General features: G+C 35.9%; 19 protein-coding genes. 1 reads left to right on the top strand and 18 read right to left on the bottom strand.

Annotated features, from left to right (window positions below):
* Positions 1-82 precede the first annotated feature (82 nt).
* From P177_RS04975 to aceB, 16 genes are all read right to left on the bottom strand, one after another.
* Positions 83-613: a DUF4303 domain-containing protein gene (locus tag P177_RS04975; RefSeq protein WP_051941719.1), complete on the bottom strand. Its 531-nt coding sequence runs from the start codon at positions 611-613 to the stop codon at positions 83-85.
* Positions 614-740: 127 nt separating this feature from the next.
* The gene (locus tag P177_RS04970) at positions 741-1,391 is read right to left on the bottom strand and encodes a peroxiredoxin-like family protein (protein WP_036152446.1); all 651 of its coding nucleotides are present in this window, start codon (positions 1,389-1,391) and stop codon (positions 741-743) included.
* 178 nt (positions 1,392-1,569) lie between these two features.
* Entirely contained in the window at positions 1,570-2,337 is a 768-nt protein-coding gene (locus P177_RS19335) for a DUF6090 family protein (RefSeq protein ID WP_051941718.1), read from the bottom strand.
* A 293-nt stretch (positions 2,338-2,630) separates the two neighbouring features.
* Positions 2,631-3,713, bottom strand: a complete 1,083-nt coding sequence (locus P177_RS04960; RefSeq protein WP_036152442.1) for a serine hydrolase domain-containing protein — start codon at positions 3,711-3,713, stop codon at positions 2,631-2,633.
* Positions 3,714-3,865: 152 nt separating this feature from the next.
* Entirely contained in the window at positions 3,866-4,519 is a 654-nt protein-coding gene (locus P177_RS04955; protein WP_036152439.1) for a hypothetical protein, read from the bottom strand.
* Positions 4,520-4,601: 82 nt separating this feature from the next.
* Complete coding sequence (locus P177_RS04950) at positions 4,602-5,315, bottom strand: haloacid dehalogenase type II (protein ID WP_051941717.1); 714 nt, start codon at positions 5,313-5,315, stop codon at positions 4,602-4,604.
* A 24-nt stretch (positions 5,316-5,339) separates the two neighbouring features.
* Complete coding sequence (locus tag P177_RS04945) at positions 5,340-5,690, bottom strand: DoxX family protein (RefSeq protein WP_036152436.1); 351 nt, start codon at positions 5,688-5,690, stop codon at positions 5,340-5,342.
* Positions 5,691-5,719: 29 nt separating this feature from the next.
* Positions 5,720-6,382: a peroxiredoxin-like family protein gene (locus tag P177_RS04940; protein ID WP_036152433.1), complete on the bottom strand. Its 663-nt coding sequence runs from the start codon at positions 6,380-6,382 to the stop codon at positions 5,720-5,722.
* Positions 6,383-6,404: 22 nt separating this feature from the next.
* Positions 6,405-7,049, bottom strand: coding sequence for a DsbA family oxidoreductase (locus tag P177_RS04935; protein WP_036152429.1), 645 nt, complete (start codon positions 7,047-7,049; stop codon positions 6,405-6,407).
* A 3-nt stretch (positions 7,050-7,052) separates the two neighbouring features.
* Positions 7,053-7,367 (bottom strand): EthD family reductase, encoded by a 315-nt coding sequence (locus P177_RS04930; RefSeq protein WP_036152427.1) that lies wholly within the window; start codon positions 7,365-7,367, stop codon positions 7,053-7,055.
* 67 nt (positions 7,368-7,434) lie between these two features.
* Positions 7,435-8,427, bottom strand: a complete 993-nt coding sequence (gap, locus tag P177_RS04925) for a type I glyceraldehyde-3-phosphate dehydrogenase (RefSeq protein ID WP_036152424.1) — start codon at positions 8,425-8,427, stop codon at positions 7,435-7,437.
* A gap of 65 nt (positions 8,428-8,492) precedes the next feature.
* Positions 8,493-9,218 carry an SDR family oxidoreductase gene (locus P177_RS04920; RefSeq protein ID WP_036152422.1) on the bottom strand — a complete coding sequence of 242 codons (726 nt, stop codon included), beginning with the start codon at positions 9,216-9,218 and terminating at the stop codon, positions 8,493-8,495.
* Between the two features lie 120 nt (positions 9,219-9,338).
* Positions 9,339-9,887 (bottom strand): carboxymuconolactone decarboxylase family protein, encoded by a 549-nt coding sequence (locus P177_RS04915; protein ID WP_036152420.1) that lies wholly within the window; start codon positions 9,885-9,887, stop codon positions 9,339-9,341.
* A 75-nt stretch (positions 9,888-9,962) separates the two neighbouring features.
* Positions 9,963-10,526 carry a TetR/AcrR family transcriptional regulator gene (locus tag P177_RS04910; protein ID WP_036152418.1) on the bottom strand — a complete coding sequence of 188 codons (564 nt, stop codon included), beginning with the start codon at positions 10,524-10,526 and terminating at the stop codon, positions 9,963-9,965.
* A gap of 152 nt (positions 10,527-10,678) precedes the next feature.
* Entirely contained in the window at positions 10,679-12,310 is a 1,632-nt protein-coding gene (locus tag P177_RS04905) for an isocitrate lyase (RefSeq protein ID WP_036152415.1), read from the bottom strand.
* A gap of 74 nt (positions 12,311-12,384) precedes the next feature.
* Positions 12,385-13,983 (bottom strand): malate synthase A, encoded by a 1,599-nt coding sequence (gene aceB / locus P177_RS04900; protein WP_036152412.1) that lies wholly within the window; start codon positions 13,981-13,983, stop codon positions 12,385-12,387.
* 127 nt (positions 13,984-14,110) lie between these two features.
* Between aceB and P177_RS04895 the strand changes: the two genes are divergently transcribed.
* Positions 14,111-15,589 (top strand): helix-turn-helix domain-containing protein, encoded by a 1,479-nt coding sequence (locus P177_RS04895; RefSeq protein WP_036152410.1) that lies wholly within the window; start codon positions 14,111-14,113, stop codon positions 15,587-15,589.
* Between the two features lie 45 nt (positions 15,590-15,634).
* Here the strand turns inward: P177_RS04895 and P177_RS04890 are convergent, their stop codons facing one another.
* Together P177_RS04890 and P177_RS04885 are read right to left on the bottom strand one after the other, a co-directional pair.
* Positions 15,635-16,897, bottom strand: coding sequence for a serine hydrolase (locus P177_RS04890; RefSeq protein WP_036152407.1), 1,263 nt, complete (start codon positions 16,895-16,897; stop codon positions 15,635-15,637).
* On the bottom strand, positions 16,897-19,062 hold the full coding sequence (locus P177_RS04885) for a PEP/pyruvate-binding domain-containing protein (protein WP_245233072.1): 2,166 nt from the start codon (positions 19,060-19,062) through the stop codon (positions 16,897-16,899). Before P177_RS04885 ends, P177_RS04890 begins: the two co-directional genes overlap by 1 nt.
* Between the last annotated feature and the right edge of the window lie 292 nt (positions 19,063-19,354).

The following is a 19,354-nucleotide window of genomic DNA, read 5'->3' as shown; positions in this document are numbered from 1 at the left end:
AATAAACCCCATCTCTTACGATAACGATATGGGGTTTAAAATAAAATTAAAAATCCGACTAATTTTGTAACACAATCATTCGCTAATCACTCAAGTACTTTTCAAAGCGTTTGCTCTCGCTAGCTGAATTTAGGCGCTTCATCCATTGTAATAAATTCTCATTAGACTCAGAAGTATCAGAAATACTGAACATCAACAAAATATCTCTACCTAATTCTTTATGAAAGAATTTTTCTAATCGAAGTTTTTCTAAAACTTGAGTACAAGTTTCAAATAAAGAATTTCTAAAATCTTCAAAATCTAATTCTTCATTATCAATTGCTTCGCAAAGCGTTTTACATATCGCATAGAATTCATTATTTGCCCCACCGGATGCAAACCACTCTGCAGGCTCAAACTCATATGTTTCTTTATACTCGGCATCTTCTGACTGCATCTTTTCTAGATGCTCATTAGTATTTATATAGGGCACTACTGTCATTGCACCATCATCACTAACCAATGAAAAAGCACAAATATCTGTACCATATTTCTCAATGTTTTCTTTGAAAGCTAATTTTGTAGCAATTTCAATTTCACTTTTTAAATCCTGAAAATTTATAGTAGGGCACATTTTTATTTATCGTATTTATCACAAATTCGAGGCTATCTTAAACAGTAATTTTCCTTCTATAACTTTCTGCAAAGCTTTCACTATTGTATATCTCAGAAAAAACTAACCTTATTGATTGTTTTACCACCTAAGACAGCTTTTTTAATTCAGCTATAATCTCTTCAGGTTCTGAACGTGTTCTGTAATCAACATTTACATAGCTCCATTTTACAACGCCATCCTTTCCTAAAATAAATGTTGCGGGTATTGGCAGTACACTTCCATTCCCATTATTAATGGCTTCCAAATCTAAATTACGATCTACGCGCATATGATCTAATAAAAACTCCGGCACCTCCCAAGCAACCCCATATTCAGAAGCAACTTTTGCATTTTGATCGGACAAAACTATAAAATCCATCTCACTGATTTCACTTTTTGTCAATGATCCGTCTGGTACTTGCGGACTTATAGCAACCAACGTAGCACCTAATGCATGTATTTCACTTAACCTTGCTTGTAAAGCTCTCAGTTGCAAGTTGCAATACGGACACCAATCGCCACGATAAAATGTCACAACAACAGCACCTTTCTCAAGTAAACCTTCTAGTGAAATCAATTCATTCTCAGCGTTTGGAAGCTTGAAAATTGGAGCTTTTTGCCCAACCTTTACTGCTTTTGCTCCTTTTTCAAAAGCTTTTGCTTCCTCAATCACCTCATCAACGCCTTTCATGAATTCAGGTTTAGCCAATCTGCCAGAAGCAATTTTAGCATCGGTTTGTTCTTTTAAACTTTTCATTATTTTAATTTCTTTAGTATAGCCCGTAAAGTTATTAAGAGTAAAGGTGAGCAAAGAATATTTCTCATCAATTTAACACTGTGACGAAAACTTGATAGTCTTGTTTTTCTACTAAGTTGATTACAGGAAGACTTGAGAATTTAATTATTGATTATCTCAGTTCTTTGGCGTACTATCTTTATTTTTCTAACTCTTTTTCAATTTCTTTTATAATGGTCTCTATTTCAGTCTTCACACGTCCAAATAACTTTGGTCCATTCGTTACTTTAGCCGATAGATAGTAGGCTAAAAGATAATTTTCAAATTCAGCTGATTCGAATAATTGTTTGTTATCTATCTTTTCGGAAATTGACTTGAAATCGGAATTCATAAATCCTATATCCATCACAAGTTTTCGTGTACTTCCTTTTTTATAAAAAATAGTACGTAAATTTTCTTCTGTGAAATCCATTGCATTTAACTGAATGTCTAAATAATCCAATGAACTATTAAAAGAGGCTATGTTTTGTCTTAATTTTTTATTTAAAAGGATATTGAGCTTACCTGAACTAATGATGTCTTCTAAAACTCCTGTTGCAGGTATATAGCTAATTGAACTACCGAAAATAGGGGCAAATTTTTGAGAAATTCTCTGACTACTGACTGTGTCAAGCACATTTTTATCAAATAAATTCAATAGATATTCAAGTGACTCTATACGTTGCTCATTTTCTTGAATAGAGGCATTTATTATTTTTAAGTTATTTTTAAATTCTGTTTGTATGGATAATAAATACTCTTTCTCTAGACTTCTTTGTTCGTTGTAATTATTATTGTTATTAATCTGTAAAGCTATTAATATACCAATAACAACAAGTATTATTTCTCCAACAGCATAAAGCAGATATTTACTGAATTTATTTTCAGTCAACATTTTTTGTCTGATTTTTCTAAAGAATTTTATCATTGATGTGGTTGGTTTTAATGAAGCACTACACACAAATAAGTGCAATTGACGTTATAACTAAGAAAGATACAATTTTCATTCAAAGTCAACCTACATAGTTATTTGAAAATAATTCAATAATTGATTAAAAAATACACACATTAACTTAGTCTATAACTACCGTTCATTTAAGGTGATACATAAAAAAAAGCCAATATTTAAAATACCGGCTTTCTATAATTTATTAATGAAGATTCGTTGATTTTCAAAAGTCTTTTAAAAGACAAAAAGATATCTTTTAGTTCTATTTTTTTCTAATTAATTACCTCATTAAATTTCTCCCAAAAAACATTGTCGAAAGATGATAATGCAAAATTTTCTTCAGATCCCGTAGCCTCACCCATTCTTATAATTACCAAATTCTCACTAGGTACAATGTAGATGCGCTGTTCATCTTTACCTAAAGCTGCAATCATATCTGTTGGTGCATTTGGAATAAGAGATCCCGGAAATTCTGTTTGCGTAGATGGTAACATGAAGTCACTTTTTCCATTTAACCACCATAAATATCCATAAGCCGGGTTTATATCTTGAGAAGTTGTTGTGCTTTCCAAAAAGAAATCTTCATCTACAATTTGATCTCCGTCCCAATTTCCATAATGTGAAGCAAGTAATCCAAATCTTGCCATACTTCTTGTATTACTATGGTATATGCGATAGATAAATCCGTTATTCCAGAATCCATCCATACCTATTTTAGCAGCTAATTCGGTATTAAAATAAGTTCCAAATTCAGTTTCACTGGCATCTTCGACTACATTCATTAGTCGTTGAAATACGTTACCATAAGCCCAGCGTGTACCCGCATCGGCAAGCGAAACCAAATTCGCTTTGATTACCAATTGAGGTTCGTCGTCTAAACCAGAGGTCATTGTCAACAAGCTCTTTACGGTAATTAAATTTTCTTGTTCTATTGCGGCACTTGTCCACTCGGTACCAATGTAATCAGACACCTTATCATCTATATCTATTAATCCTTTTTGTTGCGCAATACCAGTGGTAGCCGTTACCAGAGTTTTCCCGGCACTATTCCACTGCCAAGTATCGTTGACCGTATGTTCGTTATAATATTCTTCTACCACAATTTTACCATCGACCAACACCATGAAAGATTTGGTATTATCGGCAATAAGAATATCTTCTAATTCTGCAAGTTTATCTGCATTCCAATTCAATTCTGATGGTGATATACTTACCCACTCATTTGTATTAATGGGCGGAAAATAAGTAGCGGCTTCTGTTGGGTTTGGCTCATTTGTATCAACCGAGACGGAATCATCTGATTGACAGCTTAAAAGTACAGATAGAATACCTATATAAATTAATCTATGTATCATGGAATTTACTCTTTAGAAAGGCTTAAAATATTTAACGCACTGGAATCTAATTTGTTGCGTAAATAATTGTCTATTCTAAAGAATGTAAATGACAAAAAAAAGCCAGTATGAACACATACTGGCTTTCTTCTAGGAAAAACTAAAAATTTAAACTATTCTTCCCCTAATTCGGTAATTTTCTTCTCGTATAATTTCTTACTCTCTACAACGGCAACGTTTAATTCTTGCATAATACCGTCTACACGACCTTCAATGCTTTTCATTTGATCATTGATATTATCGAAAGAGTTAAGGGCTGCAGCCACTTCTAATGCTTTAACGACCTCAACAGCATCGCCATGCAACAACCTTAATTTTTCTATAGCCGTAGAAGTATTCGCTAATGTTGCGTTGTATTTGGTTCGTGCCTTTTCTATAGCACCCAAGAGTGTTTTTTTACTCTTTTCATCACTTAGGCTTTTGGTCTGTGTCTCCATTGCCGTGAACAGATTGGAAGCTTTCTCTTTTAAGTCTTCGTACTCCTTATTCAAGTTATTAACCCTACGATCTACTTTTTCCCAATCCCCATATACTTTGGCAAATTCCTTATCTTCATTCTTGGTATCTTCCAAAGCGCTTTTTAAAGCGTTTAGAGATTCTAGACCTTTATTTACATTTTTGTTCGCGGTCTCTTTCTTATTCTCAAAATCGTCTACTTGAGACTTGAATTTATCTTTTAAACGAATAAGGTCTTCCGGACTTTTATCTTTCCAACAAGAAGTTAAGGTAAGTGCAATTAGGGCAACAAATAGTGTTCTTTTAAACATGTAATACTTTCTTTAGTTAATGGTACACCAAAGATACATATTCTAATATGCTTTTAATTTGAAAATGAAATGGCAAGAGTCTTTACTTGTAAGTAATTAAAATGTCCGCTGCTTTTTTTAAATCAGACACTACTATTTCTGTTTTGGGCGCTAAAGGATATTCTTGCTGCCCTGGTCTACCTATAAACGCTGCTCTCCAGCCTGCCCAAAGTGCTCCAGCAACATCCCAGCCATGGGCTGCGATGAGCATACACTCTTCTAGTTCCAAGCCCATTTGTTTTGCTCCCCATGCGTACGTATCTGTAAAGGGTTTGAATTTTCCTGTTGGTTCTACACTTAGCATTTCATCAAAATACTCGGTCAATCCGGCATTTTCAAATTGCTTTTTTAATCCTTCTTTAGATGAATTGGTGAATGCGACTAATTTGTATCCCGCGTTTTTTAATTGTGCTAGCGCTTCCTTGACCTCAAGATGCGCAGGCAAATTACCCATAGACTCAGAAATGGTTTTGCGCGCATCTTCTTCCGTCAGGTTTATATTATGATTTGCAGCTACCATTTGCAATGCTGCAGCACCAATTTGACCAAATGGCTTGTATTGACCACTAGCCGAAGTCACTAATGAATACTGCAACATTGTTGTAAACCAAAGAGAAAGTAAATCTTCTCTTCCGCCTAATGCTTTGCCTACTTCTTTTTTAACTTTAGTAAGATCTAAAAGCGTTTCGTTGACATCAAAGAACAACACTTTAGGCCTGATAGTTTTTGAATTTTTATGTTTCGTAGTATTATCCATAACCCTAGTTGTTTTTAATTGTATTTATATTTTTTTACTAAAGATATAAGAAACAACCAATGCCAACCAAGCAATTACAGCTGCCATTTGTTCTCCATCACTTACCATAATGTGAGCAAAAAATGCTAAGGTAACCGCAAAGAAAAATGCGGCATACGCCCATTCTTTTATAATATGAAACTTAGGATTCCATATAGCAAATAACCCGATCAACTTTGCAGTAGCGTACGGATAAATTAAATATGTAGGGTAGCCCAAACTCGTAAAGGCTCCTTTAATATATTCATGATTAAAAAAATACATGCCTGCAGAAAACAGTATGACCAAGGTAAAAATACCTGTAGCTACGTAATAGATTATTTTGTTCGCATTCATAATTATTGGTAGTTAACTAGTTGCTTATACTATTTCAACTTTTCTAAAGCCGTTAATATTTCTGACACTTCTGCTCTTTCGGTATAATCTGCATCTAAAAATGCATATTGTATAATGGCATCGGTATCGATCACATAAGTTGCAGCCAATGGTAATTCATTACTATCATCTCCATTTACCTTACTTAAACCAAAACCTGCTTCATACATTGCAGCAACCTCATCGGTCAAGGAATATACTACACCATATTCTTTTCCAACAACATTACCCACATCGCTCAAAACAGAAAACTTTAAAGAATTCTTTTCCGCTGTACTTAGTGAGTTATCTGGCAACTCTGGTGTAAGTGCGATCAAAGTAGCACCTGCTTTTTGAAATTCAGGTAGTTTTTCTTGCAAATAGTGTAGTGTGATGTTACAATACGGACACCAGCCACCTCTATACCAAGTAACAACTACAGGTCCGTTTTTAAGTTCCTCATACAAAGAAACCGATTTGCCCGATGCATTTTTCAAGGTGAAGTTAGGTGCTTTACTATTGACATTGAGTGCATTTTCCAATACACCAGATGCCGCAACACTACTAATACCCTCAGCATAGGTTTGCTTTTTCTCATCAGTAAACTTCACAGCTGCTTCTTGGCGTTTTACAGCTAATAATGCATCTAGCTCCCCTTTATTTGTTGTGCTCATGATAGACGAATTTATAATTTTATTAATCGGCAATTAGTTCGCCAAGTATTTGTTTAAAAGTACTAACGGGTTGTGCACCTGTTACTGCACTTTTCATATTAAAGACGATAGTAGGCACAGAGTTTACACCCATATTCTTCCATTCGCCTTGTTTGTTTCTTACCTCAAATCTCGCTTCTTCACTGTCTAATCTAGCAAGTGCCTCATCTGCATTTAAACCGACCGCTATTAAAGCTTCTTTCAAAACAGCTTTATCAGAAACATCTTTTCTTTCGGTAAAGAAAGAAGTAATCAATCGCATTTTAAGTTCGGTCTGTTTACCAAAATCTTTGGCATACTCCAATAATACGTGAGCATCAAAAGTGTTTGCCATACGCATACCTTCAAAATAGTCGAACTTAAAACCAAGTTCTTCCCCAATATCGGTCATGTTCTGTTGCGATGCTTGTTGTTGCTCTACAGTAGAACCATATTTCTCGGCAATATGTTCAGTAAGGTCTTGACCTTCTGGCGGCATGCCAGGGTTTAGCTCAAACGGTTGCCATTCAATCTCTACCTGGTCTTCAATACCTAGTTCTGAAATCGCTTTTTCCAAACGCTTATACCCAATAATACACCATGGGCATACTACATCAGAAACGATATCTATTTTTAATTTCTCTTTCATCTCTTAAAATGTTACAAATTCACTGATCTGAATCTCACCTTGTACATTGCTATAATTTTTAACATCTGCCGCAAATGTCGCTGCATGAGGACCAAATGCCGCTTGAAAAGAAGCTACATCCTCAAACTTTAAATGAGCAATGGCTACATAGGGTGCAGCTTCGCCTGGCGCTCTGCCACCAACACCAAGATCTAATTCCAATCCTTTCAATGCACTACCCACTAGTTTTTGAACCATTGGCAAGTGTGTATTTTTATAATATTCCGTATCGAACTTTACGCCTTCGCTGTTCGGATACATTACAGATACCTTTATCATTTTCTGAGTTTTTAAAGTTGAAAAAAGTAGCGGTTCTATTCAATCAAGAAACGCTACCTAGTATATTCTAGTTTTCTGATAAAATTTGACGAATCATTTGATTGGTGAATCCCCATTCGTTGTCATACCAGGTCATCACTTTTAATAAATCGCCATCTACGACTCTAGTCATACCTAAATCTACTGTAGATGCATGCGGATTTTTCACAATATCAGAAGACACCAAAGGCTGATCTGTTGTAGCAAGAACATATTGATATCTTTTAGTAGCCGCTTCTTCCCTAAAAATAGCATTAATAGCTTCTGGTGTAATATCATGTTCCATTACAAATGTTAGATCGGACATTGAACCTACTGGAATAGGAACACGTAAAGCAACACCATCAAATTTACCGGCTAAACCTGGCAAAGCTTTAGTGGTTGCAATTGCTGCACCAGTAGATGTTGGTACTATATTCGCCGCACCGGCACGTCCCATTCTTAAGTTTTTCTGTGATGGAGAATCTACAATACCTTGAGATGCCGTATAGGCGTGTACCGTAGTCATGATAGCTTTCTTAATACCAATTCTACGACTCAAAATCTCAACAACAGGACTTATGTTATTTGTTGTACAACTGGCACATGAAAATATGTTAGTTTCTCCAGCTTCCGTATTTACACCATGAACTACCGTTGGTATGTCCTCACTTTTTGTTGGTGCAGAAATAATAACAGATTTAGCACCTGCTTTAATGTGTTTTTTAGCGTCTTCGCTTTTGGTAAAGAAACCAGTACTTTCAATTACGACATCAATTTTATGTGATGCCCAAGGTAAATCTTCAGGACTACGTTGCGAGTTATATTGAATTTTTTGACCATCTATGATCAAGTTGTTATCATCATGAGAAACCTCTTTTTCATAAATCCCATAAACTGAATCATACTTAAGTAAATAAGCTATATTCTCTATAGACACGATATCGTTTACCGCCACTAACTCTAATTCTGGAGTATCCAAAATCACCTTTAAAGAAGCGCGACCTATACGCCCCATTCCGTTTATTGCTATTTTTTTCATTTCGATGTATTTAGTTTAATAAAATTCAATCCTACTTACGCAGAACCCTTTAATTCTTGTTTGTTCTAATCCGTTAAAACTATATTTTCTGCAAACCCTTGATAAGCTCCTTCAAATTGTTTTGCCATATCGTCTGGAAACAAGTGAAAATCTCCTACAGCCAATGATTTTACAATACCTTCCGATACAATTGAGGTAGCCGCTGCACCCTCAAATCCCGCTTTTGCAGCCATATCAGTATCTATAGGACCAGGGTGCACACTTAAAATGCTAACTCCTTTTGCTCCTAAATCCGCTCTTACACCTTGGGTCAAGGAATAGGATGCCGCCTTTGAAGCTGAATAGGTAGATAATTGAGGGAAATTTTTAATAGATGCTACAGAATTTAATTGAACCAACGCTCCTTTTTTATCCTCTAATGTTTTAGCGAATGCATTGGCTACGCGTAAAAAACCAAAGGCATTTACCTGTAATTGTTGCATGAAATCTTTTTCTACATCTTCACCTACAGTGGTATAAGGTGTACCTATACCCGCGTTATTAACAACGATATCTACATCGTTTGCCTGTTTAGCCAAATCTTGAATAGATTTTGTGTCGGAAACATCTGCATTCAGCGTCACTACCTTATCACCGTATTTCTCTTCTAATTCTTTTGTAGAATCCGTATTACGTACTGCCAAATACACTTTTTTAGCACCGTGATTTATAAATGACTCTACTATCGCTTTACCGATACCTCTATTGGCACCAGTTACTAAAGCTACTTTATTTTCTATTGTTGTGCTCATATATAAGTTTAAGTTTTTGATAAATTTGTTCGAGAAAAAAATAGCCTTCCGCCTAAAGACGGAAGGCTACAAATAATCACTCAATCAACATATGGTTTCGGGGGAAAACTGAAACCTCAATTATTTAGACCATGCAAAGCCTTGAAAAGGTGCGTCTACTGGCGTATGTGCAATATGGTTTGTGTAGTTACTGATCACTTTTTGAGATAAGCCTAAGATAATTTCCAATACTTGTTGCTCACCATAACCAGCTGCATAAAAAGTATCTAGATCTTCTTGCGTTACATTACCTCTGTTACGAACAACACTTAATGTGAACGTACGTAAAGCCTCTAATTTTTCATCTGCCAAAGGAGTTTCGTTACGTAATGCTTCTGTAATAGCATCATCAACCTTCATCATTTTAGCAATACCCGTGTGCGCTGGTACACAGTAATGACAAGCATGCTCTACATTGATTGTCTGCCATACTACTGTCAACTCATCGTTGTTAAAAGAAGTTTCAGTAAATAGTTTATGTAATGTCTGGTATGCTTCTAAAATTTGTGGAGAAGCCGCCAACACCCCGTGCAAACCAGGGATCATACCAAATGATTTTTGAGAGTTCTCTAATAATCCTTTGCTACCTTCTGGTGCAGATTCAATGTCGTGTACTTTTAAAGTTGTCATAATCTTATTATTTCTATTAATTATTATATTTATGTTAAATCTAAGCGACTGCTTAGTTATTGCTCAAAAAAAATGTTATAAGTGTAAAAATGTAATCTTAATAATGTCTTTTAGCTGTTCCTCTTTAAACACTTTCGATGAAATGGATAAACCTAAAAGAGCATTCATTAAATAGTCTGCTTGCGCTTCTATTTCTTTTACATCCCTTAAGTCGTCTTGTTTTAGATTCCTTACAAACAATTCTCTAATATTTAAAGAAAAGCGTTTTAACGCCGCCATAATTACAGGGCTGGAATCTTCTTTAATTTCATTTACAGTATTAGTAACCAGGCATCCTTTAAAAATTGCGCCTTCTCTAGAAAAATCAAGAAAATCAAGAAAATATTCCTTAATACCTTCTACTCCATTATTAGAGTTTTCCAAGGTATTGGTAATGGTTTTAATTTGATTATTATAAAGTTTGATGCTTTCTAAAAAAACACCCTCTTTATTTTTAAAACTAGAATATATGGAAAACTGGTTAATACCCATTTCTTTCTCCAACATACGAACCGATGTGCTCTCATAGCCATTACGCCAGAACAGGCGCATTGCCTTTTCTATGACTTCAGCTTCGTTATATTGTTTTTTGCGTGCCATGATTTCTAATTCCACTACAAAACTAAGCAAGTGCTTTGATATATAAAGAATTTTAACTTCTATTTAGTATTTGACAGAAGTAATGAATAAAAAAAAATGAGCCAACCCGTAGGTTGACCCATTTAAGGAAAGTAAGCAAAACCATAATTATATTAAGACATAACTTCTACCTCTTTTACCTTCTTCTTACTTTTTGATCCGGCGTTGAACTGGTTAGAGGTATTCTTCTCGCCACCTGCTTTTAAAGCCTTATCGCCTGCAAAGAAAGATTTATGATCATCACCAAGATCAGACCCCGCCATTCTCTGGTGTTTTACACAAGAAACACCTTTACGAATTTCTTGTCTTTGTACCCCTTTTACATACGCCAACATACTTTCTTCACCAAAATATCCTTTGGTAAGATCGCTCATATGCAACGCCGTTGTATGATAGGTTGGTAATGTAATTAAATGGTGAAAAATACCGGCATCCCTAGCTCCATCTACCTGAAAGCTTCTTATTTTCATATCTGCACGGAATGATAATTCTGAATCATCATATGCTTCGTCCATTAAATTATTTCTATCGTACTCCGTCATATTCTCACCTTTTGCAAGCATTTCATCATATGCCTGACCACGGAAATTTAAGGTCCAGTTAAACGATGGTGAATTATTATATACCAATTTTGCATTAGGTATCACTTCTCTAATTCTATTTACCATATGTGCAATTTGCTTTACATTAGGTGTTGGTGTTTCTATCCAAAGTAAATCTGCACCATTTTGCAAACTTGTAATACAATCCAAAACTACCCTATCTATATTGGTGCCTCTTCTAAATTTATACAATCCGTTAGGCAAGCGAATTGGGCGTACCAATTTACCATCCCTTTTTAATAGTACATCATCTTCACGAGCATCTGAAATCGCAATCTCCTCTGCCTCTACAAAAGCTAAATATTGTGATGCCAAATCACCCGGCTCTTGACTTACCGGCAATTTCCGTGTAAGTCCCGCACCTTCAGAATCTGTTCTGGCTACGATTACCCCATCGTCAATTCCCAATTCAATAAAAGCATATCGCACTGCATTTAACTTAGCAACAAAATCTTCATGAGGTACGGTTACCTTACCATCTTGGTGTCCGCATTGTTTAGCATCTGACACCTGATTCTCAATTTGAATGGCACATGCACCCGCTTGAATCATTTTCTTAGCCAATAAATACGTAGCCTCTTCATTACCGAAACCAGCATCGATATCAGCAATGATCGGTACGATATGAGTTTCATAGTTATCGATTTCATCTTGTACATCTTCCCCTTTCTCCAATCTTCTGAACAAATCGTTCAATTCAATAGCATCTGCCTGACGCAAAAAGTCATAGATTTCTGCAATTAAACTAGAAACCGCTGTTTTTTCATGCATAGATTGGTCTGGTAAGGGTCCAAATTCTGAACGTAATGCAGCCACCATCCACCCAGAAAGGTATAAGTATTTTTTACTGGTAGTTTTGTGATGTTTTTTCACGGCAATCATTTTTTGCTGTGCCACAAAACCATGCCAGCAACCAAGAGATTGGGTGTAATTAGATGAATCCGCATCATAATCTGCCATGTCTTTTCTCATAATCCCCGCTGTATATTTCGCAATATCCAATCCGGTTTTAAAACGATTTTGAGCGACCATTCTAGCAGCATTTTCTGGGTTGATATCATTCCAAGTTGCCCCGTACTTTTGCTTTAGGTTTCTTACAGTCTCCAATGCAGAACTGTACTTGCTTTGTTCTAAATTTTTCATAATTTTGAAATACGTTATTTATTATTGATAATGAGATCCTGTACATTGTTGCCGCAATGGCAGGATCGTTTTTATTAAATGAATTTATAAGCTGGTAAGGTTAAGAATTCCTCGAAATCATCTGACACGACAAGTTTATCGAACAGTTGTATCGCCAGTTCAAATTTGGTGTTCTTCAAATTATCCTCACCAACTTCGGCAATTAGTTTTTCTACCTCATCATCGAATATTTCCATATATAGACCTTTATTCAATTGGCGCCCATCGGCAAGAATAACTTCATTCTTCAACCACTGCCATACTTGGGTTCTAGATATTTCTGCCGTAGCAGCATCTTCCATTAAATTATATAATGCCACCGCACCATGTCCTCTTAACCATGCTTCGGTATATAGAATACCTACATTGATGTTTTTTCTAATTCCGGCTTCCGTAATAGTTCCTCTAGGTATTTCCACTAAATCTTCCTCCGTAACATTTACATCTTCACGCAATACATGCATCTGGTTAGTTGTTGGCATGTGTTTATTAAACTCGTTCATAGCAACCGCTACCAAGGCTGGGTGAGCCACCCAAGTACCATCATGACCGTTTTGAACTTCGCGTTCTTTATCTTTTCTAACTTTCTCCAACGCTTCGGCATTTGCCTTGTCATCGTTCTTAATCGGAATTTGAGCCGCCATACCACCAATAGCAAGTATGCCACGTTTATGACATCGTTGAACCACCAATTTTGCATAGGCATCCATAAATGGAGTGGTCATAGTCACCTGATCTCTATTTGGTACCACGAACCCAGGGTGATTTCTAAACTTTTTAATATAGGAGAATATATAGTCCCAACGACCACAGTTCAACCCAACGATATGATCTTTTAGTTCGAAAATAATTTCGTCTAATTGAAAGCTTGCTGTTATTGTCTCTACCAAAACAGTTGCTTTAAAAGTACCTTTTGGCACACTCAAATACTCCTGGGCAAATTCAAAAACCTGGTTCCACCAACGTGCTTCTGTATAATGCTCTAATTTTGGTAGATAGAAATAAGGTGCAGTACCGTTGGCCATCATAGTTTTGGTGTTATGGAAAACATATAATCCAAAATCTACCAAACTACCAGAAGCCTCTTCTTCATTTATTAATAAGTGTCTTTCGTTAAGGTGCAAACCTCTTGGTCTAACTAACAACACCGCAGTGTTTTCATTCAATTCATAAGATTTCCCTCTTTTAGTATCTGTTAAACTAATGGTCTTCGTATTGGCGTCCATCAAATTTTGCTGTCCTTCAATACTATTTTTCCAACTTGGCGAATTGCTATCCTCCAAATCTGCCATAAAGGTTTTGGCTCCAGAATTTAAAGCATTAATAATCATCTTACGATCTACAGGTCCGGTAATTTCTACCCTTCTATCCTGTAAATCTTCAGGTATGTTTCCTGCGGTCCAAACTCCTTCCCGTATCGTTTTGGTCTCTTTAGGAAAATGAGGAAACTGACCACTATCAAAGACTTCTTGCTGGACTTCACGGTTTTTAAGTAATTCTAATCTTTTCTCATTAAAGTTCTCATGAAGCGCTGTTAGGAATTCTAAAGCACTGTCTGTTAGAATCTCAGGATAGTAATGACGTACCTGATTTGCGAACTGAATTTTTGGATGTTTTAAAATCGTGTTTTCCATTATTAAAAGTTTTTGTTGACACAATGATAGAATAAAATATTTTACAAAACAAGCGAACGTTCGCTAAATATATAAAATTCACTTTTTTTACGATGTACGCAAAAAGTAGTATCTTTAAAGTCTAGATATGGAACAAGAATATATTAAACTCATTTTCGGCTTAAAACTGAAGCAAATACGAACAGATAAAAATTTATCGCTATTTGGTTTATCAAAAATTTGCGGACTTTCTAAATCGTATTTAAACGAAATTGAGAAAGGAAAAAAATATCCGAAGCCAGATAAAATCATTTTACTATCAGAAAAATTAGATGTGCCATATGATCAAATGGTCTCTTTAAAGCTTGATAAAAACTTGGCACCAATTGGAGATTTGCTTCGCTCCAAGATATTAAAGGAGATTCCGCTAGAGCTGTTCGGCATAAAAGAAAGCGACCTAATAGATATTGTTGCTACGGCACCTGCAAAGGTCAATGCCTTTATAAGCACCATTATAGAAATAGCACAGCACTATAGTTTTAGTAGAGAAAGTTTTTTCTTGGCATCTTTACGTTCTTACCAAGAGGCAAATAACAATTACTTTGATGATATTGAACAGCAAGTTTTAAAATTTGCCAAAGCCTATCATATAGATTTATCCAAAACGCTTTCTTCAAAAGATTTAGAGGAAATACTAATTGAGGAATATGGTTATACTATCAATAATGGGGAAATAAAAAAATACGAAGCCTTAGAAAATTTAAGATCCTTATTTGTTCCCGAAACCAAAACACTGTTACTCTCTGCAGATATTAACGAGCCACAGCGCGCATTCATTTATGCTAAAGAAATTGCCTATAACTTTTTAGCCTATACTGATCGGTTATATACTTTTCCATGGATAAAATTCGAAAATTTTGACCAGGTTTTAAATAATTTTTACGCCTCTTATTTTGCCGGTGCACTAGTTATACCTAAAACTCTTCTTGTTCCTAAAATTGAAGCGGTTTTTTCAAAAGAAACTTTTGACCCTAACAAATTCTTAGCACTTATTAACGGCTTTAACGCCTCACCAGAATCTGTTTATCAGCGACTCACTAATATTTTACCCAATTCCTTCAACATACAGAACTTATTCTTTCTCCGTTTTACCCATAGATTAGGCAGTACAAAATACCATCTTAAAAAAGAGCTGCACCTATCTCATCAACATTCGCCCAGAGCGAATGAAACCAATGAGCACTACTGCCGTCGGTGGGTGTCGTTAAAAGTATTGAACGATATTAAAATGAGCCAGAAGGACCATGAATTCGATTGTCAAATATCTGAATATGATGGTGAGGACAATAACTACATTGTTTTCTCTTCTGCAACCAAAGATCCTTTTAAGGATAATCAGTACAGAAGCATTAGTATAGGGCTGCTCATGAACAAACAGCTAGCACGTAAAATTAAATTTTTGAACGACCCAAAATTTAAGTCTCAAAAAGTAGGCGTTACTTGTGAGCGTTGTGCCATTAAGAATTGTAAGGAACGTCAAAATTCTGCCATTGTTTTAGACCGGATCGACAAAAATAAAAATGTAGAATCTATTGTAGAAGAATTGCAGGCTAAGTTTAAATCCTAACTAAAATCATTCAACAAAGTTTTGTGCTTACTCGAACTTATGCTTTTACCCTTTTTTAATAATCTTATCAATATTACCCGCTAAATACATATGATCACTGGCAGAATTCTTACGTAGCACATTCGTCATTAGCACTACCATATACCTACAATTATCTGGGTGCTCAACGATAATAACAGAATTCATGAAATTGGTCACGTTACCCATATATTTACCACAGGCTTCACCTTTACTTCTATCGCATTTGTATAGAGAGCCCGATTTAAAATACACTGCAGCATCTTTCAATGCTGGCGATTGTGCGTATCTAATTCTACGATCGGTGATGTACATTAATCGCTTCATTTCTAAACTAGAAGCTTCATCAACCACCTTACCTTGTTCTAATTGCAGCAAAAATTTCATTAATCCCTGTGGTGAACCTATACTACCGCCCTTATCACCTACATATGTATTTGCACCTCTAGTGAAGAAACTACCTAGTCGCCATTCATCAGATGTGATACCTAAATCGCGCAACGGCAAGTTGACAACATCATTACTTAAGTCCGTTAGCTCCTTTTTAGGTGTTTCTTTAAAGTAAGTATCCGCATCTTCTTGGGTCATCTCTGGATATTTTTCACCGAAAGCCGCCATCAAAAGTGCTTCTCTCCAAACAATACTTGCAGCACCGTTGTTACTAACAGACAGCATGTGATCTGCCCATTCATATAATGAAAAAACATCGCTAGCAATTACTTGGCGCTTCACCAAAGTATTTTTTTCAATATTAAATATTGGGATTGTATGCTCATCTGTCAACCCCCAAACACCTGATTTTACAGATTTATTTTTTAGAAGCTCCGTTCTTTTTTCGAATGAATCTGGATAAATTTTTTCTAACTGCGTGAACAATCCTAATAATACCGCCAATTTACCTACACTACCGGGCTGATAACCTGCAGTTTCATTTCGTTCTGCATAGCGTACATTTTCTGGGTCAGAAATATCTAAAACAGTCAATGAATAACTTTTATCTAAACCACGGAAGAGTGCACTGATTTCTTTCTGAAAATCTTCGTTCACCTGCATTAAACCCATGGCACTATCATTCTTTCTAGAAAGTAGATTTAATTGAATGTCATTGTAAGATTTCATTGCTCCTGCAGGTAAAGCGGTCGCATCCTTTATCTCCCCACTTTTAATCATTTCTAAACGCTTTAAACGTTTAATACCTGTTCGCTCGTAACCATCTATTGGATAATAGGTAGATGTTGTAAATGCAGATGCACTTATAACTACAATCAATAATATTAGTATTCTCTGCATTACAATTTTGTATTTAACGAGATTTCTTTCTCTGTATTAATTCTCGGTGTAATAGATTCTAGATACCCAGAACTCAATGCTTTTTTATTTTCAACAAATGGTCTTATTTGAAACAACCATAATTTATCTTTTTTAAAACCAAGCTCTACATCATAAGCACCTTCATAATTTGAATTTGTTTCTTTAGGTAAAGTTTCACGAATGGTATTCGCTAATATTTTAATATCTCTCATGTTCTTTTCATTCACTACTCTATTCTGGAACGTTGCCACTTTCTTGCCCGTACCACCGTTAGATGGTAAGGTATTGTACATTGGTTCACGAGCCGGCGCCAATAAACGATAACCATTACTATCGTAAATAGTATATGTTTCTGCGGACTGACCATCTACTGCACCGCCTGCTCCTCTACTGAAAGCTACCGTTAAATCTTTATCGTTACCCGAATTGATTCCTTTTGTAATTAGAACTCCCGAATAATCTACATCTACACTTGGTATCACCAAAATAGAAGGAAATACATTCTCAGGATTCAACAAATACACTTGTCTCCATTTAAAACTACGTTCAGTATATGGTGAAGCCCAAACATCTTTTATGCCTTCTAAAACTTTCTCTTTATCCAGCACATTGAATAATGTTAAGTTTAATCCTGCGCCAGTAAATTCTTTAAGATCCTCCATATTGGTATCGCTACGCAAGAACACGGGTATTTTTCCGAAGTCCGACCCAAGAACAGATTTGAATTTGCTTTCAAGCTGATTCATAAAATCTTCTTTCAACGGCATTTTTTTGATAGCACCTCTTAAGGTTTCTAATTGTCGTAACTGATAATTCTCAACTTCGGGTTCTAGCACATCTGCATTTCGCATGCGATCGGCTTCTTTGAACATGGCATTCAAATATTCCCAATACGAGCTATTTTCACCAGGCATTTGTTGATCCATATGATCCCTAAAAATTCCGAACGGAATCACCAATCCCTCAACCACCTGCTCAGGAAACATCTTTTTCAACTGCCCTAGGTTAGCCGCTTTTGGTCCGCATAAAGCTCCTGAATCGCTAGCATCAACATCGCGCATGTTTAAAACATCTGTATTGCCTAATTGAATCTTTTCAACAGGCACTTCAATCTTATCGGTATTACGTTCTTTCTTTACGAATAGTCCGCGTTCTTGATCCGTCATCTGCGATTCTGGTTTCAAGATCACATTTCCCTTATTAGAAACCGCATAAAACACGCGGTCACCATCATATTTCTTTAAACTTTGAAGATTTTGGTCAGATAAGGCAGCATTCGGTATACCTAAATTACGTGCCAATAACTGCACGTGTGAAACCATATTACCCTCTGCCACAGTTGCAATACCAGCTACAGGTTTTAAATCTGATGGTGATCTTTGAAAAATATAAATCTTATCTGCCGATACTTCAATATCTTCAGATGAGCCATCAACAACGACCAACTCCCCAAATGCATACCCAGGGTTCAACCCTCTAAATGTACTTTGGTTGGCAATGTCCATCACTTTATTCGTCAAAGCAGATTCTTGTGAAATAAAATCACCAAGTTCACCTACACTTTGCCCTAAATGTAAGGCAACAGAACCTCTAATTCTATCATCTATAAATGCATATGCTTTGGGCTCAAATGTGGTATATGTATTAACCACTTCCTGATAATTCGCTTTTACCATAGCTGCGCTCCACTCTACTGCAGCTCTTGCCGTTTCTAATACCTGTGTTAGTTCTGCCAAGCTCAATTGGTCTTGATTGAACTTACTAAGTGCACCAGAAATTTGCTCCCATTCCCACAGTTCTAAATACCCTGCACCAACCGATGCCGTTGTCAACGCACAAATCTTTTCTAATTGTCCGCTTACCGTTGTTGGTTGCCAATTCGGTGCATTTTGAAATAATAGCTCTTCTAATTTTAAAGAAATGTCCAATAACTGCAAACGTGCCAAAGAACGCTTTTCTGTTAACATTTCTTCTCTAATCTCTAAAAGCAATTGTGCCGTTTCATTTACCGAATATGAAGCGGTTTCATCATTCGACCTACCATTAACAAATGACTGTACCTTATCGCCTAAAGTTGTGCCTTTTATTAATTTTGATTTGTTCAGCAAAGACTGAACATCTACAGGCTTAAAGAACGTATTCATCGTAGCTACCAAACCGTCAAGTTTTTTATTTAAATCGGCAGTTAAAGATTTTTGATTTTTAGCTTTAAAGTCGATTACTTTCTGAATATCTGATTTCTCAGGCTGACTGTGAATTTTTGTTCTTAGATCCATAAAAGGAACATACAAATCTGAAATCACCTTAGATTCGCTTCTCATCAACTGCGCTACATTATCATCACCATTATGAGGAATATCTTTTAAAGATTGACGAATGAGATAGAAATTATCTGTAACCACAGCATCTTTGGATAAAATGGTTTTATAAAAATCG

Source organism: Maribacter forsetii DSM 18668 (assembly GCF_000744105.1).
Taxonomy (GTDB): domain Bacteria; phylum Bacteroidota; class Bacteroidia; order Flavobacteriales; family Flavobacteriaceae; genus Maribacter; species Maribacter forsetii.
Note: the sequence above shows the minus strand (reverse complement) of the source record. Positions and strands in the feature narration are given on the sequence as shown.

Bases quoted from the DNA above. Each gene is read 5' to 3' on its own strand.
- P177_RS04975 (WP_051941719.1), bottom strand. From the start codon at position 613: ATGTGCCCTACTATAAATTTTCAGGATTTAAAAAGTGAAATTGAAATT.
- P177_RS04970 (WP_036152446.1), bottom strand. From the start codon at position 1,391: ATGAAAAGTTTAAAAGAACAAACCGATGCTAAAATTGCTTCTGGCAGA.
- P177_RS19335 (WP_051941718.1), bottom strand. From the start codon at position 2,337: ATGATAAAATTCTTTAGAAAAATCAGACAAAAAATGTTGACTGAAAAT.
- P177_RS04960 (WP_036152442.1), bottom strand. From the start codon at position 3,713: ATGATACATAGATTAATTTATATAGGTATTCTATCTGTACTTTTAAGC.
- P177_RS04955 (WP_036152439.1), bottom strand. From the start codon at position 4,519: ATGTTTAAAAGAACACTATTTGTTGCCCTAATTGCACTTACCTTAACT.
- P177_RS04950 (WP_051941717.1), bottom strand. From the start codon at position 5,315: ATGGATAATACTACGAAACATAAAAATTCAAAAACTATCAGGCCTAAA.
- P177_RS04945 (WP_036152436.1), bottom strand. From the start codon at position 5,690: ATGAATGCGAACAAAATAATCTATTACGTAGCTACAGGTATTTTTACC.
- P177_RS04940 (WP_036152433.1), bottom strand. From the start codon at position 6,382: ATGAGCACAACAAATAAAGGGGAGCTAGATGCATTATTAGCTGTAAAA.
- P177_RS04935 (WP_036152429.1), bottom strand. From the start codon at position 7,049: ATGAAAGAGAAATTAAAAATAGATATCGTTTCTGATGTAGTATGCCCA.
- P177_RS04930 (WP_036152427.1), bottom strand. From the start codon at position 7,367: ATGATAAAGGTATCTGTAATGTATCCGAACAGCGAAGGCGTAAAGTTC.
- gap (WP_036152424.1), bottom strand. From the start codon at position 8,427: ATGAAAAAAATAGCAATAAACGGAATGGGGCGTATAGGTCGCGCTTCT.
- P177_RS04920 (WP_036152422.1), bottom strand. From the start codon at position 9,218: ATGAGCACAACAATAGAAAATAAAGTAGCTTTAGTAACTGGTGCCAAT.
- P177_RS04915 (WP_036152420.1), bottom strand. From the start codon at position 9,887: ATGACAACTTTAAAAGTACACGACATTGAATCTGCACCAGAAGGTAGC.
- P177_RS04910 (WP_036152418.1), bottom strand. From the start codon at position 10,526: ATGGCACGCAAAAAACAATATAACGAAGCTGAAGTCATAGAAAAGGCA.
- P177_RS04905 (WP_036152415.1), bottom strand. From the start codon at position 12,310: ATGAAAAATTTAGAACAAAGCAAGTACAGTTCTGCATTGGAGACTGTA.
- aceB (WP_036152412.1), bottom strand. From the start codon at position 13,983: ATGGAAAACACGATTTTAAAACATCCAAAAATTCAGTTCGCAAATCAG.
- P177_RS04895 (WP_036152410.1), top strand. From the start codon at position 14,111: ATGGAACAAGAATATATTAAACTCATTTTCGGCTTAAAACTGAAGCAA.
- P177_RS04890 (WP_036152407.1), bottom strand. From the start codon at position 16,897: ATGCAGAGAATACTAATATTATTGATTGTAGTTATAAGTGCATCTGCA.
- P177_RS04885 (WP_245233072.1), bottom strand. From the start codon at position 19,062: ATGAATACGTTCTTTAAGCCTGTAGATGTTCAGTCTTTGCTGAACAAA.